Genomic DNA, 17,119 nt, shown 5'->3' on the forward strand with positions numbered 1-17,119 from the left:
ATATAATAGATGAGAAAGAAAAAATTATTACTTTGGTTTATCATAATTCTGGTGATTAGTAGTGGTTTATATATTTTCAGGGATAGCTTACCCGTGCCGGTACTTAACTCTTATCGAGTAATAAGTAGTGAAAGTGTTTATTCTGAAGATATTGATTCCAATGCTGTAATTGAAGTAAAAAGAGGTAATATTAAAAAGACGGTATCGACCAGCGGTTATATCAAACCAGTTAACGAAGTATATTTAAGCTTTGCCACTACTGGAACAGCCGGTGGTATGGTGGAAAAAATACTGGTAAAAAGAGGGGAAATAGTTGAACGAGGACAGAAACTGGTAAAATTGGAGGATAAACAGGAACACCTCAATTACCTGAAGGCTAAGAATGAATATGAACTGGCTAAAATTACTGGTTCTCCTACTCAGATTGAAGAAAAGAAATTAACTATGGAAGTGGCACTGGATCGATATGAATCCAAAACTTTAGGGGCTCCTTTTTCCGGGAAAGTAGTAGATATCTTTGTAGAGGAAGGAGATTTCATTGAAGGCACGGATGATGTAGTGTATCTGATTGATGATTCTTTCTATGAGGTGGCTGCTTCAATTAGTGAAGTAGATTGTTTAGAGGTAACAGTGGGACAAAAGGTAGAGATTGAACTCGATATCCTGAAAGGACAGATTTTTCATGGTAAAGTGGCAGAGGTTGCAGAATACGCCATAATGGAAGGTGGTGTAGTTACTGTTCCGGTGACCTTACGTATGGATGAAGTATCACCATATTTTAAACCCGGGTTTTCAGCAACTGCTGAGATTATTGTTAATATGATTGAGAATGCCATAATTGTTCCCGTAACCGCTATATCTATAGGTGATCATGGAAGTGTAGTGTTAAAAGTAGAGGGTGGCAAAGCCATTTCCACTCCTGTTAGAGAAGGTATCACTGATGGATTCTATCAGGAAATAATTGCAGGTTTACAGGAAGGAGATCGAATAATTATCAATAGTTATCAGATTAACACTGCTTCCCAGGGTGCCAGAGGTGGATTTGGAGTTATTGGGGGACCTGGACCTATTCCTATGGTGAGGTAGAGATGAGCATTGTGATGAAAACAGAAAAACTAAAGAAGGTATACCATCTGGGTAAGGTTAAGGTGGAGGCATTAAGAGGAGTCTCCTTTGAAGTAGAGGAAGGAGAATTTGTTTCTATAATGGGTCCCTCTGGTTCAGGAAAGTCTACCTTAATGCATATTATTGGATGTCTTGATTATCCTAGCGGAGGAAAATATTTTCTTACCAATCAGGATGTTGCTAAATTGAATGATAATCAACTGGCATTATTTCGTAATAAGAAGATAGGCTTTGTCTTTCAACAGTTTAATCTATTGCCCAGAGTCACCAATATTAGAAATGTAGAAATTCCGTTAATCTATGCTGGTGTATCTACTGGAGAAAGACAAAGCCTGGCTTTAAAAGCTCTACAGGATGTGGGATTGAGTAACCGAGCACAACATCGTCCTAATGAGATTTCCGGCGGTGAGAGGCAAAGAGTTGCTATAGCAAGGGCTTTAGTTAACAATCCTTCTATTATCTTAGCGGATGAGCCAACCGGCAACCTTGATTCAAAAACCGGAAAAGAAATTATGAAAATATTTCAAAATTTAAATCAAAGAGGCAATACTATTATTCTGGTTACCCATGAACTGGAAATATCCCGTTACGCGAGGAGAATAATACATTTAAGAGATGGATTAATCAATGAAGTTGAGGTAGTAGCATGATTTTACAAAGCTTGAAAATGGCTCTGGAAAGTCTATGGACAAACAAAATGCGCAGCTTTTTATCTATGCTGGGAATTGTAATTGGCGTTGGCGCAGTTATTGCTATTGTTTCTGTAGGGACCGGTTCTACCCAGCAAGTTACCTCTCATATCGCTAATTTAGGATCAAATATGATTAGTATCTTTCCAAGGACTCCCAGGGGTCAATGGGGGAGGATAAGTGGTGTCAGTTCTCAGCAAAAATTTACTCTGGAATTAGCCGAACATCTGGAAGCGTTCTGTCCTTCAGTAAGAAAGGTTATTCCGGTAAAACAGGTCAATGGTAGATTGATTGCCGATGAGGTAAATGTAAATACTACTATAGTTGGCACCAGGATTAATTATGCTGAAGTAAATAATTATGAGGTTGATAAAGGAATTTTTATCAGTGAAGGAAATGATAGGGAAAGAAGCCAGGTTATTGTCCTTGGTTATCAACTGACAATAGATCTCTTTAATAATGAGAATCCAGTTGGTAAAACAGTAAGACTTAATTATGATGGGCGGATACTCCAATTTACAGTCATTGGCGTGATGAAGGAAAAGGGTGGCTCCATGGCTGGTAACTTGGATGAACGAGCTTATATCCCCTTATCGGTAGCTATGGATAGATTAACTACCCATAAATATGCAGATTCTTTTATTGCCCAGGCTTATTCCTCTGAGCGAGCGATGAGTGCAGTGAAAGAAATAGAATACTTTTTGATAAAATATCTGGAAGATGAAAATAAGGAAAGATTCAGAATTATGAGCCAGGATGAAATTCTGGATACAGTAAATTCAGTTACCAATACTATGAGTATGATGTTAGGGGGCATTGCCGCTATCTCACTTTTAGTGGGTGGAATAGGCATTATGAATATTATGCTGGTTTCTGTAACCGAACGTACTAGAGAAATTGGTATACGTAAGGCATTAGGTGCCAAGAATAAAAACATCTTATTCCAATTTTTAATGGAATCCTTAAGCTTAAGTAGTTTAGGTGGGGTAGTGGGGATTGGTTTTGGTTGGATGGGAGCTTATTTTCTATCTCAATATGGAAACTGGCCCTTTGTTATATCGAGTATCTCTATTATTTTAGCTTTTAGTTTTGCTTTATTTATAGGTATTTTCTTTGGTTTGTATCCTGCTATGAAGGCAGCACAGATGAATCCAGTAGATGCGTTGCGCTATGAATAGCACCGTTATAGTTATCAGTAATTGATAAAATCGTAGAGAATTAGTTTTCAGCTTTCAATTTTATTTTATGCGGGTAAAACCAAATGAGACTGCTTCTCTCGCTTTATTTACTAGCAGTGACATTAAAGTTTTTATTTTTCTATTTTCAGTTTTTGTAACAAAGATAGGTAGTTTATATTATAGTGTTGACCCTCTTCCTTTTACAACGATTAGAATTAAATCCCAATCCTTTTTTTAACATTTAATGGTATGAGCTAAACAAAATGTGCATGAAACATTATACACAACAAGATTGTCTTGATGAAACATTCTGAAATTAGGTTATGGCAATTTCATACAATTATTCCCATATAAACCTTATAACATATTTGATGTTTGGTAAATTGCATGTTCAATACCATTTTAACCACTAAACTGGTGATTTTCTGAACGAATATTTTCTTATGTATTTCAATTCTGCTCCCAGTATTAAAATATCTTCTTTATAAAAACTAATTCAAGAATAATATCAGACTTGACAAAATCCATTCTTTATATTATTATGAACATAGATTCAGTGAATATAAGTTCATTTAAAATCGGTAGGTACCAAAATGCCAAAATTCATTGATGGAATAATAGAAAAGATTTATCAGGCAGCCTTTTATTTATTTACAGTGAAGGGATACCAACAGGTTACAATGAAAATGATTGCTCAAGAAGCAGGTTTATCGGTAGGGACATTATATAACTACTTTCTTAACAAACAGGATTTATTCTTAAATGTCTTCCGACAGAGCCTGGAACAGACTTATGCTGTTCTGGATAAGATGATAGAAGAGAGCAAAGAAGATAGATATAACTTTATTGCTACCTTATATAATGAGATTGTAAGATTAAAAGAACTGGGAAGAGTAATCTTAAGGGAAAAACTTGACCATGAACTTTTTGAACATATGAAGGATTATTTATTGGGGTTAATTAGAAATCTAGTTTACAAGGCGGAAGAAAAGAAAGACCTGGACATTCCAGATAAAGATAAAGACAGAACAATTCGCTTATTGATAATGGCTATCTATGATTTTGCTCAGGAATTTCCAGATGAACAAGAGGATAACATCAACTTTATCTGTCGATTGGTTGATAAGATAAAATAGAAGATTAATTTTTTTGGGATTAAGAGTATCTTGGAAAAGCCTTGAAAAGGAGGGAGTTTAAATGGGTATTAATTTCAACTTTGCCAAGAAATTTGCTGCTGAACAGATTATCAAACAAGCTATACATTATCTGGAGAAAGATCCCGAGAAAAATCTCATTAAGGTACTTAACTTGGCTGATAAAGTTGCTCGCACAGAAAGACACCATGAAGAAATTGCCGCCATTAAAAAAGCCTATCAGATTAATCCAGCTCTTCAGCAGTTTGTTCGCAAACTTACCAAAATTGCACCTAGCTATAAGAATGGTATGATTATGAACTTCTTTGTCAATGCGGGATTGATGGGTATTCCCAGACAGGATGAGGTAATGAAGGAATTAGGAGTAGGTGTTCCCTGGACTATCTTAATTGATCCTACCAGTGCCTGTAATTTAAGTTGCACAGGTTGCTGGGCAGGTAAGTATAAGAAGAGTGATAGCCTGGATATAAATACTATTGACCGAATTATCTTAGAAGCTAAGGAAATGGGCATTTATTTTATTGTTCTTTCTGGTGGTGAGCCTACTCTTTATCCACATCTCTTTGAAATCTTAAAAAAACATCCCGATGTAGGATTTATGATGTACACCAATGGTACCTTAATTGATGATGAGATGGCAAACAAGATGGTTGAGGTAGGTAATATCAGCCCGGCTATAAGCCTGGAGGGATTTAAGGAATCTACTGATACCCGTCGAGGAGTAGGCACCTATGACAAAATCATGGCTGCTATGGATCGGCTTCGGGAAAGAGGAGTTATCTTTGGCATCAGCGTTACTGTAACCAAACAGAATGCGGAAGAACTTTTTGGTACCGATGACTTTATTGACCATATGGCAGAAAAGGGAGCCATCTATGGTTGGTCTTTCCACTATATTCCCATTGGCAAAGATACTGATTTGGATATGATGATTACTCCCGAACAGAGAGCTATGCTGGCATATCGAATTCCTGAATTACGGGTAAAAAAGCCTATCTTTCTGGCAGATTTTTGGAATGATGGTACCTTTTCTGGTGGTTGCATTGCTGGTGGAAGACGATACTTCCATATCAATGCCAAAGGTGAGGTGGAACCCTGTGCCTTTGTTCACTTTGCAGTAGATAACATCAAGGGTAAGAACTTGAAAGAAGTATTAGGAAATCCTTTGTTCCAGGTTTACCAGAAACGCCAACCCTTTACTGATAATTTGATGACGCCCTGCCCTATTATTGATCATCCTCAAGAACTTAGAGATATTGTTGCAGAGTCGGGCGCACATCCCACTCATGAGGGAGCAGAAACAGTCTTAACCGGTTCTATTGGTAAATTCTTGGATGAACTATCTGCTGACTGGGATAGGAAATCCAGACCAATCTTTGAGGAGAGAGCAAAAAAAGCAAGAGAAGCACAAGAAAAATACCAGAAAAGTCAGAAAACAACTCAGCATTGAAAAATAAAGACAGAAAGTAACATTAGATGTAGAGATTAACAAAAGTTAAATTATAGAAGAGAGAAAGAAAATATATGGGGGCAGCTTTAAAAAATGCCCCACTTCTCCTCCATCTTTATTACGCAAAGGTATTTCAGAATCAGAAAAGTTTTCCTATCAGGAAAATAACTGGTTAACCTTAAACTGAGATAAAGGTTACCCTGAATAAGGAAACTCGGGATTTTCTAAGAAAGCATCATAAACAGACATTTATCTACTTGGATTAATGGAAAGAATATCAGGAATACAACTGAATCCTCCAGAAATTAAACAAAGTGATAGAATTGAAAAATAATTATACCAAGCAGATTTTCTTTCAAGAAGAGAAGATAAGAAAGATATATTTTTAAAAATCGGAAGTTATTTTATTTTGAAATACCATAAAATAATTTTCAAAGAAACTGAGCAAGAAATAGATGTTGTAACAAGCGGTGTATTTCACATAGTAAGACATCCTATGTATTTTGGTTCTATACTCTTGTTTTTCAGCCTTGTTGTTTTAAGCTCTTCTATTTTAGCCTTCCTAATTTGGCTAGTGATATGCTTGTTCTATTTTTTCAGTTCCCGTTATGAAGAGAAATTACTGATTACTAAATTTGGCAATAAATATAAAGAATATCAAAAGAGAGTCCCTATGCTTATCCCATTTCTATAAAAAATTCTACTGGTTAACTTGTTGAAAACTGATTCAAAATCACAAAATCAGGTCTTTTCATTTTGTATGGAAAAGTTATAATTTAGTAAAATTTGATTTTTACCCTTCCTTAATTTCTCTGGGAAGATCCACATTATCTGTAAGGAATAGTGGAATTATGAAAAAAGATTAATTCCTTGAACCAGGAAAGATTTAATAAGAATAGCAATGCTTACTGCTGGTTGTCATTGTCAGAAGAATAAGTAATAATCGAGAATTACACCTTTATGGAAAATATGCGAAAGATAGTGAAACATAGGATGAAGAAAAATGGTGACACAATATTTGAAAAAGTTGGTAGCTGTTTTATTATTTATATAAATATAGTGTTTGAAAAAGCAATCCTGGAGTAGTTATTAGTTACATAAGGTCAAAATAAAAAATATATTCTTTATAGAAGCCACAAATAAGAAAAGGGGGAATTTAGTATGGAATTTAAGGAATTAATTAAAAAAAGATATAGTGTAAGAGCCTATAAATCTGATGATATTCCTGCTGAAATTATTGACAAAATCCTGGAAGCGGCTAATCTAGCACCTACTGCATGCAATAAGCAGAGTTTTCAGCTTTTTGTCATTAAAACCGCACATTTTAAAGATAAATTAATAAAGATATGCTCACAGGAATGGTTTGTTCAAGCTCCCTATGTGGTAGGTATTTGTGGTATACCAAAAGATTGTTGGGTGCGCAGAGATGGTAAAAATTATGTAGATGTGGATTCAGCTATAGTTATGGATCATATCATACTTGCCGCAACAGATTTGGGAATGGGAACCTGCTGGATTGGTGCTTTTAATCCCGATGCTGCTAGGAAATTTCTTAATCTAACTCTAGATATGGAACCTATTGCTTTTACACCTATAGGCTATCCAGCAGATAGCCCTGGAATTAAAAGGCGTAAGCCAATTTCAGAGATAGTTCATTTTATCAAATAATTTAGCTTATTTAGCTTGGGAAAATAGATATTTTGATACCTTATCCGGCTAATGTTGACAGAAGTTATGCCTTCCTTCTTTCTATACCTAATCATCTGTTCTTAGCCAGATAACATTTAATATTTTTTAATCTGAATATTATCCCTTTCTTATAACTAAACCATAAACAAAAACCTCTCATCTTTTTAGACTATAGCTTTATTATGTTCACTTTTAAACTTTAAATCAGCTAAAAAGAGTTCACTTTTAATTTTTAATTCACATAAAAGAAAGGGATTGTTGACAAGTTAAATGATTTTATGTATCATATTAATGAAAATCATTATCAATAAGGAATTATCAATATGCCCAGAAGATGGTGTGGAAGTGGACCTGGAAAATGGTGGCACGGAGAATTTAGAGGTGGTGGTTATAGAATAACTGTACCGCGTCAGATTATTTTGCAGGTTTTAGATGAATCAAAAAAACATTTAAGTGCAGAAGAAATTTACTTAAAAGTACATCAAATATATCCGACTATAGGTCTTACTACTGTTTACCGAACATTAGAATTATTGGTTAGGATAGGATTAGTTTTCAAGTTTGATTTTGGGGATGGTCGAGCTAGGTATGAGCTATCCCATGGAGATAAAGATACCTCGCACCACCATCACCTGATATGTACCAATTGCGGAAGAGTAATAGATTATGATGATTTTGTAGAGGAAGAAATGGAGTTAATTAGAAAAACTGAGAAAGAATTAGCAAAGAAATATGATTTTGAAATTAAGAATCATACTATCCAATTTTATGGATTATGTAAAAAATGTAGAACTATAAAGAATTAAGATATTTTTTTCATAATTTATTGAAAATGGTTATCATTATATAAAAGATAAATTGAAAGATAGAAAGGAGTATTTACCAATAGCTAATGAAGCTTTAAAAGGAGATGAGATATTAACAGAAGAAACAAAAATTATAAAGGAACAACTTGAAGCAATTAATAGAATTACGAATGAATTAGAAAAATGAGTAAATAAATAAAGGAGTAAGGAATGCATCTAATAGTTTCTTTATTGATAAAAAATTTAATCATTGAAAAGGAAGGTGCAATATGAAAATAGCAATTACCTCTAATGGTCCAGACTTAAAATCGCAGGTAGATCCTCGATTTGGAAGATGTGCTTACTTTATTTTAATAGATACTGATAGTGGAAAATTTGAAGCAGTAGAAAATAGTGCAGCCCAAGGTATGGGAGGAGTAGGGATACAGTCAGGTCAAATAATGGCTGATAGAGGAGTAAAAGCAGTATTAACCGGAAATTGCGGTCCCAATGCCTTTCAAACTCTACAAGCTGCTGGCATAGAAGTGATTACTGGTGTAGTGGGTACAGTTCAGGAGGCGTTAGATAAGTTTAAATCAGGTGATTTCCAAGCAGTTTCTCATCCCAATGTTTCTCCTCATTCTGGCATAAAAAGGGATAGATAAGGTTGATAAATTTTCCAAAGGTTAAAAAAAATCAGAAGGATAGGAGGATAGAATGAAGATAGTTATTTCTACTGATTCTGGTCTAGTATCAGAACATTTCGGAAGATGTCCCGTCTTTACCATTGCAGAAATTGAAGATGGAAAGGTTTTAAAGATGGAAGAAATAAATAATCCCGGGCATCAACCAGGATTTTTACCTGCTTTTCTTGCTGAGAAGGGTGTAAAATATATAATTTGTGGAGGTATGGGGAATAGAGCGCAGGTGCTATTTGCGGAAAAAGGAATTACTCCTGTTATCGGAGTGAGCGGTAAGATAAATAAGGTAGTTAATGAATTTGTAGAGGGAAGATTACAGGGGGGAGTTTCTTCTTGTAAGCCTGGAGCAGGAAAGGGTTATGGTATAGAAAAAGAAGAATGTACTCATTCTGATAATCATTAAGAGTATAATATAAAAAATAGAAAGGAGAGTAAAATGCCAAGAGGAGATGGAACTGGTCCTGCCGGATTAGGTCCGGGAACTGGACGTGGTAGAGGTGCAGGGCAAGGACGCCGGGGAGGAGGAGGAATGGGATTAGGTGGAAATTGCGTTTGTCCTTCTTGTGGTACGACTGTTCCTCATCAGGTAGGTATAGCTTGCACCAGTATTAAATGTCCTAAATGTGGTACTATAATGGTAAGACAATGAAATTTTAAAAAAGGATAAAGTTAAATGATTATTTCGGTTGCTAGCGGTAAAGGTGGTACTGGTAAAACCACTATTGCGGTTAATCTGGCTTTAGCTTTAGCTGGAGATCAAAAGAATAATGTTCATTTTCTAGATTGTGATGTAGAGGAACCCAATGCCCATCTTTTTTTAAATCCATTGATAAAGAAAAGAGAGTCAATTAAAATTCCTGTTCCTGAAATTGACAATCAAAAATGTAATTATTGTGGTAAATGTGCCCAGGTATGTGTTTATAATGCTATCGCGGTGACTAAGGATAAGGTTTTGGTTTTTCCTGAATTGTGCCATGGTTGTGGGGCATGTACTCTATTTTGTCCCCAAAAGGCAATCAATGAAGAAGGTAGAGAGATAGGAATATTAGAGGAGGGCAAATCAGGTTCTATTAGTTTTATTGGGGGAAGGTTAAATATTGGAGAGCCGATGGCACCGCCTATAATCAAGAAAATTAAGAAGGTAGGTATAGAAAAATATAAGAATAGGGAAAACGAAGATATAAAGATAAAAAAACAATATATTTTACTTATTGACGCACCTCCGGGAACTTCCTGTCCGGTTATCGAATCGATAAAAGGTAGTGATTATACTATATTGGTTTCTGAGCCGACTCCTTTTGGATTGCACGATCTTGTATTAACTGTGGAAGTGCTCCAAAAGTTACAGATTCCTCATGGTGTGGTTTTGAATAAGTGTGATATCGGAAACCATAAAGTAGAGGATTATTGTAAGGAAAATGATATTCCTATCTTACTTTTTCTCCCTCTGGATAAAGAGATTGCCATAGCTTATTCCAAAGGTATGCCTATAGTAAATTTGAATCGTTCTTATAAACAGAATTTTATCCAGCTTTTTCAAAATATTAGCGAACAGTATAAGATTGTTTAGGACAGGAATTGAGAGGTTATTTAAATGAAAGAGATTGTTATCATTAGTGGCAAGGGTGGGACAGGTAAGACGGTTCTCGCTGCCAGTATTGCAGCTTTAGCAAAAAATAAGGTAATGGGAGATTGTGATGTAGATGCCTCTAATCTTTACCTCTTACTTCATCCTGAGGTAACAGAGAAACATGATTTTTATGCCGGACTAATACCAGCTATTGATTTATCGAAATGCAATCAATGTGGTCTATGCCAGGAATTATGCCGTTTTGAAGCCATTAAAATATCCCAGGAGCAGACCGTTATTGACTTTGTTTCTTGCGAAGGATGTGGTTTGTGTGCCCTGGTTTGTCCTCAACAGGCTATTCAAATGAACGAAAATCATTGTGGTGAATGGTATCTTTCTGAAACAAAATATGGTCTTTTGATTTATGCTAGATTAGGTATAGCAGAAGAAAATTCTGGGAAATTAGTTGCTTTAGTCCGTCAGAATGCTCAAGAAGTTGCCAAGAAAAAGAATCTAGAATTAATTATCATAGATGGACCTCCAGGAATCGGTTGTCCACTAATAGCTTCTATCAGTGGTGCTAATTTAGCGATAGTGGTTACTGAACCAACCCTTTCGGGGATACATGATCTAGAAAGAGTGATAAAAGTTACCCAGCATTTTGGAGTGAAGGTAGTAGTAATAATTAATAAATATGATCTTAATTTAGAAAACTCTTCCAGAATAGAAGAGTTTTGTGCACAAAATAGTATTTCAGTAGGTGGTAAAATACATTTTGATAATGTAATTACCGAAGCACTGGTAAAGGGATTACCAGTAGTAGAGTACAGTGATAATAAAGTGACTAAAGAGATAAGGAATATCTGGCGAAAAGTATTTTAGAATTTTGTTAAGCCAAGTTTTTTTCTTAACCCAAAAATCGAAATTATTTATTTTATAGATAATGTTTAGTATCGGTTAGCAAATAAAAATATTCACTGACCAACTAAATGTTAATAATTATTTAAGATTATTTAAGATGAAGGAGAAATAATGCTTACCTTTGGTCCAATTCCTTCCCGACGTTTAGGACGTAGTTTAGGAATAAATAATATTCCCCCCAAAATATGTACTTATGCCTGTGTATATTGTCAGATAGGAAAAACTTCTCATATGAAGGTGGAGCCACAAACTTTTTATCCTCCTGATCAGATTTTTGCTGAGGTTCAAGAAAAAATAAATAAGAGTAAAGAAAAAGGAGAAACTATTGATTATCTTACTTTTGTACCAGATGGAGAGCCTACTTTAGATATTAATTTGGGTAAAGAAATTAAATTAATAAAATCTTTAGGTATTAAAATAGCTGTTATTAGCAATAGTTCACTTATAGATCAGAAACAAGTAAGAGAGAATTTAAAGGAAGTAGATTTGATTTCTTTGAAGGTAGATTCTGTAGAAGAGGAGATATGGAGAAAGATTAATCGACCGCATAAAAAGTTGCATTTAGATAACATTTTAAATGGTATATTAGAATTTGCCCGAACTTTTGATGGGGAAATAATAACCGAAACAATGTTAATTCAAAATATTAATGATGATAGCCAACATATAGAGAGAGTAGCTGATTTTTTAGCCCGGCTTAATCCAGGTAGGGCCTATTTATCAATGCCTATTCGACCACCAGCAAAGAGATGGGTTCTAGCACCATCACAAGAAGTAATTAATCAGAGCTATAATATCTTTAAAAAAAGAATTAATCAGGTAGAATATCTTATCGGTTATGAGGGAAATGCTTTTGCCTTTACTGGTGAAGTAGAAGAAGATATTTTAAGTATCACCTCAGTTCATCCTATGAGAGAAGAGGCACTGAAGGATTTTTTAAAACGGGCTAAATCTGATTGGTCGGTTATCCTTAAATTAATTAATAAAGGTCAATTAGTTGAAATAGAATTTGAAGGAAACAGATTTTATTTAAGAAAATTAAGTGCTAAAAGCTGAATTTTTAATATATTTAAATATATAAAAATAGTAGTTAAACAGGATCAGATTTTAAAACATCATTTTTTGTTTTTGTTATGTTTCAAATTCTGATCCTGTTTTTTTTTACATTATTTTTACTTTGATTTGAATATTGTGGAAATTCAGGGTATTCTATTTATCAAATTAGAAGAAAGTTATATAATTAAAGAACCAGTAGTTCAGTTACCTACGGGGTGTTGTTTGCTGATACAAATAAAATTATAAAATAAAAGGAGTAGAGTAATGCCATCAGTTAAAAATGAAATATTATTTTCAAAGTTAGCGCAGCAGAGTAAAGCTTCCTCAATTAGAGAGATCTTGAAAATTATTCAGAGTTCCGATGTAATATCTTTAGCAGGTGGAATGCCTGATCCGGTAACATTTCCGGCAGAGGAAATAAAAGAGATATGCATAAAAATATTGGCTAATAATAGCTCTCTCGCTTTACAGTATAGCAGTACAGAAGGATTACTGAAATTAAGAGAATTTTTAGCTCAATGGTTAGAAATGGATGCTAAAAAATTTACTACAGATAATATTATTATAACTTCTGGTTCACAACAGGGTTTGGATTTAGTTAGCAAAGCGCTCTTAGATCCCGGCGATATAGTTATGGTAGAATTACCCAGCTATTTAGCAGCATTAAATGCTTTTCGCAGTTATGGAGCCGAGATAATTGGAATTCCGATGGATGAAGATGGTATGAGTATGGAAATATTTAAAGATAAGCTGGCTACAATTAAAAGCAAGGGTAAGAAGGCTAAGTTCGTTTATACAATTTCAAATTTTCAAAATCCTGCTGGTGTTACTATGTCCTTACTTCGCAGGAAAAAACTTCTGGAAATTGCAAAAAATTATAATCTTATTATTGTAGAAGATAATCCTTATGATAAAATCCGATTTGAAGGGACTCCGCTTCCCTCGATATTTTCTTTAGATCATGAAGGTTATGTAATAAATTTAGGTACTTTTTCTAAAATACTATGTCCTGGTTTGAGGTTAGCCTGGGTTTCCGGTCATAAAGAAATAATTGAAAAGATTATTATTTTAAAACAGGCAACTGACCTATGTACTTCTATTCTTAATCAATTGATTGCTTATGAATATTGCAATGAGGGATTAATTGATAAGAACATAGAGTCAAATGTCTTAATTTATAAGAAGAAACGAGATGTAATGGTAGAATCTTTAGGAAAATATTTTCCAGCAGAAGCCTCCTGGACTAAACCAGAAGGAGGATTTTTTGTATTTGTGACTCTTCCTGAATACCTAGATACAGATACCATGCTTTATGAGGCAATAAAAGAGAAAGTAGCCTATGTCAGTGGCTCATCGTTCTATGCCAATGGAAAAGGAAAAAATACTATGAGGTTATCATTCTGTTATCCTAGTTTAGAAGATATTGAGGAGGGGGTTAAGAGATTAGCCAGAGTTATTACTAATTATTCTTCCTCTCCGAAAGGTAGGAATGGTAATTAAAAAAGACTGTACATCAAGAGAATAATATTTAAGACCTAATCCCGCTTATGCGTAAGAATACCATTGGATTTTGAGGATCATTGGTCATAATGCGTATTGCTTTACGGAACTTTCCCTCTTTCAACTGGCTGGTAGAGAGGTATACCTCTGCCTGATAATGCTTTCCTGGGGACATGGTAAGGGGTAATTTCAGATTATGACTGAATATATCTTCTACAACTATATCTTCAATCACTAGATCGGCGTCGCCGGTATTAGTAATGGTAAATTGAAGAACAGATTGTTCTTGTCCGCTAATATTTCCTAGAACAAAGGTCTGCTGTGATAGTTTTATATCTGGATTAGGAAGTCTTGCGACGGTGATAGTCAAATCAATTTTTTTTTCTGGATGCTCTGGGTCATTGGATTTAATGGTAATATACTTGCTGACATCTCCTTCATAACCATAAGGATCAAAGGTAGTTTTAAGTTGGGTTTCTCCTCCAGCTGGTATCTCTTTTTCACTCAGCTCCAGGCTGACACAGGCACAGGATGAATAAACCGATTCAATAATTAGTTTATCTTCCCCCTCATTTTTTAAAGTAAATTGATGAGAGACTATCTGATCAGGCATAACCTCTCCGTAATGCCAGTTTTCTTCTGATAATACCAATTTTGCCTGTTTAGTCTTACTGCAACCGGCTAAATTTATTAACAGTACACAAATAGCAAATAAAATAATTATTTGTTTTCTACTAATAAAAGACATTTATTTACCTTTCTAGTATATTATTCAAATCCTGGAGGGGGAGGGCAGACTCCGCCATCGCAACCACTGCTTTTATTATTAATTTTTTGAGAGGTAAAGATAAATTTTAGGTATTGATAGAAGCTAGCTTCCTGCCTGGTTGTAAAGCGGCTATATACCTTTCTGACATATAGGTCTGATCTTAGTAAGAGTATAGTAGGATAGCTTTCAATCTCATAGCTGGCATTTACTTTTCCATCTACATCCAACAGGATAATAAGAGGTATTTCTGTTTTTTCTTTCAGGTTAAATAGCCTTTCCTGTATCACTTCTATAAGCTCATCCTGGCAGATAATGGCAATAATCTGATAACTTTCCCGAGGCTGGTAATCGTTAAAGAAATTTACCATATCCTCTAATTTAGCAATAGAGGAAGGCTCATTGCTATGTACAAAACAAAGTATAAGATGCTGTTGTTTATTTGAAAATTGGTTAAGCTGATAGACTTCTTCATCCAGTGTCTCCAGGGCAAAATCTGGTACCGGTGAACCGGTATTGTATTGAGCCAGAACAGGACTGGAAGCAAAAAAGAGAACAGAAACAAAAAGAGTTATCATACATATTCTGAAGAAATTACTAAAAGTTGTTCTTTTGTTCTTTAATTTTATCATTTTTTCTCCTTACTATTAGGTTAAAGATTATAGTCTTATCAATATTATATAATATTTCAGTAAAAATTTCATTAAAATTAAGCTAGTTTATAATAAAATTACTCACTATATTAACTAAATAAGTAAATCTTTAAAATCATTTTAAAAACTAAAAAATTATATTGACAAGGATAATAATAGTATTACTATAGAGCAAGCAAGCTAAAAACTCAGGAGGGATCATTCCTAATGGAGAGATTAGCAAAAATTTATGCTATACTTTCTGATAAAAACTGCTTAGATTCCTAAAATTACCGCAGTATAGCCCCAGGTGTGTTTGTGATATTAAGCCAGAGGTAATGTTGAGATAATTCCTAGACCAAGTTTTTTTGCTATCAAAAAATAAAATATGTATAATAAAAGTAATATTGCCGTTTATTTTAGAACAATAATGGAGAATTGCAAATGAAGAAAACTTATCAAGATACAATTTTCACTAATCCTAATAATAGTCGTAATATTACTGTTATTTTCTTGTTGTTACTGTTTTTAGCCATTAATTTAAATATGCTAAATTTCTCTGCCTGGGGTCAAGAAATCAGTGAGGATATTTCATCCAAAATACCCATTTATATTGCTGATTTTTTTGAGCCTGGCTGCCATGATTGTGAAAGAGCAGCAAGGTTACTGGAGCAGATTGCCTTTCAATACCCTCAGGTAGAAATCCGAAAATTTGATATCTCTACAACGAAGGGTATAGCACTCGCCGAACAGTTGGGAGAGATATACGGAGTACCCGAGTATGATCGATTACTGGTCCCTTTAATTTATATTGGTGATAGTTTTCTTTTAAGAGAACAAATTAACTATGATAATATCGTTAACCAGATAGAACAGATAAAGGTAGAGGAGCCTCCGCCCTGGGAAAAAACAGAAGAAGACCCTACCTCAGTTCAACAGCGCCTTATTGAGCGTTTCCAATCATTCGGTATAGGCGCTATTGCCGTTAGTGGGCTCATTGATGGCATTAACCCCTGTGCCTTTGCCACCATCATCTTTTTTATTTCTTACCTAGCTTTAATTAAGAGAACCGGGAAGGAATTGCTTTTGGTTGGAAGTATGTTTACGCTGGCTATTTTCTTAACCTATTTTCTGATTGGTGCCGGAGCATTAAGGGTGGTAACCACCCTTTCCTTTTTACCTTTAGCCAGACAGATATTTATCTTTGTTACTGCCGGTATCGGTATTATTTTGGGGACACTCAGTTTGTTAGATTATCTGAAATATAAGAGAACCGGACAGACCGGCGATGCTACTCTACAGCTGCCTCCCCGTATTAAGCAGATGATTCATTCCACCATACGAAAAAATGTCAAAACACATAATTTTGTTATCATGGCTGCGATAACTGGTTTTATGGTCTCTATTTTAGAATTAGCCTGTACCGGACAGATTTATTTACCCACTCTCATTTTCATCAGTAATGTTCCAGAGCTTAGAGCCAATGCTCTAATTTACCTCTTGATTTACAATTTTATGTTTGTAGTACCCTTAATCCTGGTCTTTTTATTTACCTACTGGGGAACTAGTTCCCAAAAATGGGCAGAGCTAAATAAGAGACACTTTGGTACGATAAAAATAATAATGACTGTTTTATTCTTTGGATTGGCTATCTTATTAATTATAACCGGATTACTTTTTTAATGTAAAATAGTGTTGTTGACCCTATATTATTGTTTCTTTTTTGCCAAAAGCAATAAAATATTGTTTTTAAAACAGGCATCTAAAACTGTTTTTATTTTTGGTAATGCATAACCAAAGTTGCACTAAATTTGTTCTTTGACAATGGAAATCTGTTGATTCAGAAACCTCCTTAATAGGATAACAAGGTTCTCATTACGGTGGTTAAATCTCCACTCTACTT

General features: G+C 34.6%; 18 protein-coding genes. 16 read left to right on the forward strand and 2 right to left on the reverse strand.

The window, feature by feature from the left end; all coding sequences use genetic code 11:
- Nucleotides 1-9 precede the first annotated feature (9 nt).
- The 15 genes from PHD84_06015 (at nt 10) to PHD84_06085 (ending at nt 13,818) form a co-directional block, all read left to right on the forward strand.
- Entirely contained in the window at nt 10-1,086 is a 1,077-nt protein-coding gene (locus PHD84_06015) for an efflux RND transporter periplasmic adaptor subunit (protein ID MDD5637351.1), read from the forward strand.
- Between the two features lie 2 nt (nt 1,087-1,088).
- Nucleotides 1,089-1,775: an ABC transporter ATP-binding protein gene (locus PHD84_06020; GenBank protein ID MDD5637352.1), complete on the forward strand. Its 687-nt coding sequence runs from the start codon at nt 1,089-1,091 to the stop codon at nt 1,773-1,775.
- Nucleotides 1,772-2,992, forward strand: coding sequence for an ABC transporter permease (locus PHD84_06025; GenBank protein MDD5637353.1), 1,221 nt, complete (start codon nt 1,772-1,774; stop codon nt 2,990-2,992). Before PHD84_06020 ends, PHD84_06025 begins: the two co-directional genes overlap by 4 nt.
- 593 nt (nt 2,993-3,585) lie before the next feature.
- On the forward strand, nt 3,586-4,128 hold the full coding sequence (locus PHD84_06030) for a TetR/AcrR family transcriptional regulator (protein MDD5637354.1): 543 nt from the start codon (nt 3,586-3,588) through the stop codon (nt 4,126-4,128).
- 61 nt (nt 4,129-4,189) lie between these two features.
- Nucleotides 4,190-5,596: a radical SAM protein gene (locus PHD84_06035; GenBank protein ID MDD5637355.1), complete on the forward strand. Its 1,407-nt coding sequence runs from the start codon at nt 4,190-4,192 to the stop codon at nt 5,594-5,596.
- Nucleotides 5,597-6,757: 1,161 nt separating this feature from the next.
- Nucleotides 6,758-7,264 carry a nitroreductase family protein gene (locus PHD84_06040; GenBank protein ID MDD5637356.1) on the forward strand — a complete coding sequence of 169 codons (507 nt, stop codon included), beginning with the start codon at nt 6,758-6,760 and terminating at the stop codon, nt 7,262-7,264.
- A gap of 344 nt (nt 7,265-7,608) precedes the next feature.
- A complete protein-coding gene (locus PHD84_06045) occupies nt 7,609-8,091 on the forward strand; it encodes a transcriptional repressor (GenBank protein ID MDD5637357.1) in 483 nt (160 codons plus the stop codon).
- A gap of 52 nt (nt 8,092-8,143) precedes the next feature.
- Nucleotides 8,144-8,278, forward strand: coding sequence for a hypothetical protein (locus PHD84_06050; protein MDD5637358.1), 135 nt, complete (start codon nt 8,144-8,146; stop codon nt 8,276-8,278).
- An 82-nt stretch (nt 8,279-8,360) separates the two neighbouring features.
- Nucleotides 8,361-8,735 carry a NifB/NifX family molybdenum-iron cluster-binding protein gene (locus PHD84_06055; GenBank protein ID MDD5637359.1) on the forward strand — a complete coding sequence of 125 codons (375 nt, stop codon included), beginning with the start codon at nt 8,361-8,363 and terminating at the stop codon, nt 8,733-8,735.
- Nucleotides 8,736-8,787: 52 nt separating this feature from the next.
- On the forward strand, nt 8,788-9,174 hold the full coding sequence (locus tag PHD84_06060) for a NifB/NifX family molybdenum-iron cluster-binding protein (protein ID MDD5637360.1): 387 nt from the start codon (nt 8,788-8,790) through the stop codon (nt 9,172-9,174).
- Nucleotides 9,175-9,207: 33 nt separating this feature from the next.
- The gene (locus PHD84_06065; protein ID MDD5637361.1) at nt 9,208-9,420 is read left to right on the forward strand and encodes a hypothetical protein; all 213 of its coding nucleotides are present in this window, start codon (nt 9,208-9,210) and stop codon (nt 9,418-9,420) included.
- 24 nt (nt 9,421-9,444) lie between these two features.
- The gene (locus PHD84_06070) at nt 9,445-10,341 is read left to right on the forward strand and encodes an ATP-binding protein (protein MDD5637362.1); all 897 of its coding nucleotides are present in this window, start codon (nt 9,445-9,447) and stop codon (nt 10,339-10,341) included.
- Nucleotides 10,342-10,365: 24 nt separating this feature from the next.
- On the forward strand, nt 10,366-11,223 hold the full coding sequence (locus tag PHD84_06075; GenBank protein ID MDD5637363.1) for an ATP-binding protein: 858 nt from the start codon (nt 10,366-10,368) through the stop codon (nt 11,221-11,223).
- A 150-nt stretch (nt 11,224-11,373) separates the two neighbouring features.
- Nucleotides 11,374-12,318, forward strand: a complete 945-nt coding sequence (locus PHD84_06080; protein MDD5637364.1) for a radical SAM protein — start codon at nt 11,374-11,376, stop codon at nt 12,316-12,318.
- 264 nt (nt 12,319-12,582) lie between these two features.
- Nucleotides 12,583-13,818 carry a PLP-dependent aminotransferase family protein gene (locus PHD84_06085; protein MDD5637365.1) on the forward strand — a complete coding sequence of 412 codons (1,236 nt, stop codon included), beginning with the start codon at nt 12,583-12,585 and terminating at the stop codon, nt 13,816-13,818.
- Nucleotides 13,819-13,846: 28 nt separating this feature from the next.
- Here PHD84_06085 and PHD84_06090 read toward each other — a convergent pair whose 3' ends face one another.
- Both PHD84_06090 and PHD84_06095 read right to left on the reverse strand, forming a co-directional pair.
- Nucleotides 13,847-14,566 carry a DUF1573 domain-containing protein gene (locus tag PHD84_06090; GenBank protein MDD5637366.1) on the reverse strand — a complete coding sequence of 240 codons (720 nt, stop codon included), beginning with the start codon at nt 14,564-14,566 and terminating at the stop codon, nt 13,847-13,849.
- 20 nt (nt 14,567-14,586) lie between these two features.
- Nucleotides 14,587-15,216, reverse strand: coding sequence for a redoxin domain-containing protein (locus PHD84_06095; GenBank protein ID MDD5637367.1), 630 nt, complete (start codon nt 15,214-15,216; stop codon nt 14,587-14,589).
- A 444-nt stretch (nt 15,217-15,660) separates the two neighbouring features.
- Between PHD84_06095 and PHD84_06100 the strand changes: the two genes are divergently transcribed.
- A complete protein-coding gene (locus PHD84_06100; protein MDD5637368.1) occupies nt 15,661-16,899 on the forward strand; it encodes a hypothetical protein in 1,239 nt (412 codons plus the stop codon).
- Nucleotides 16,900-17,119 lie beyond the last annotated feature (220 nt).

The sequence above is a fragment of the Atribacterota bacterium genome (genome assembly GCA_028717805.1).
Classification (GTDB): Bacteria; Atribacterota; Phoenicimicrobiia; order Phoenicimicrobiales; family Stramentimicrobiaceae; genus Stramentimicrobium.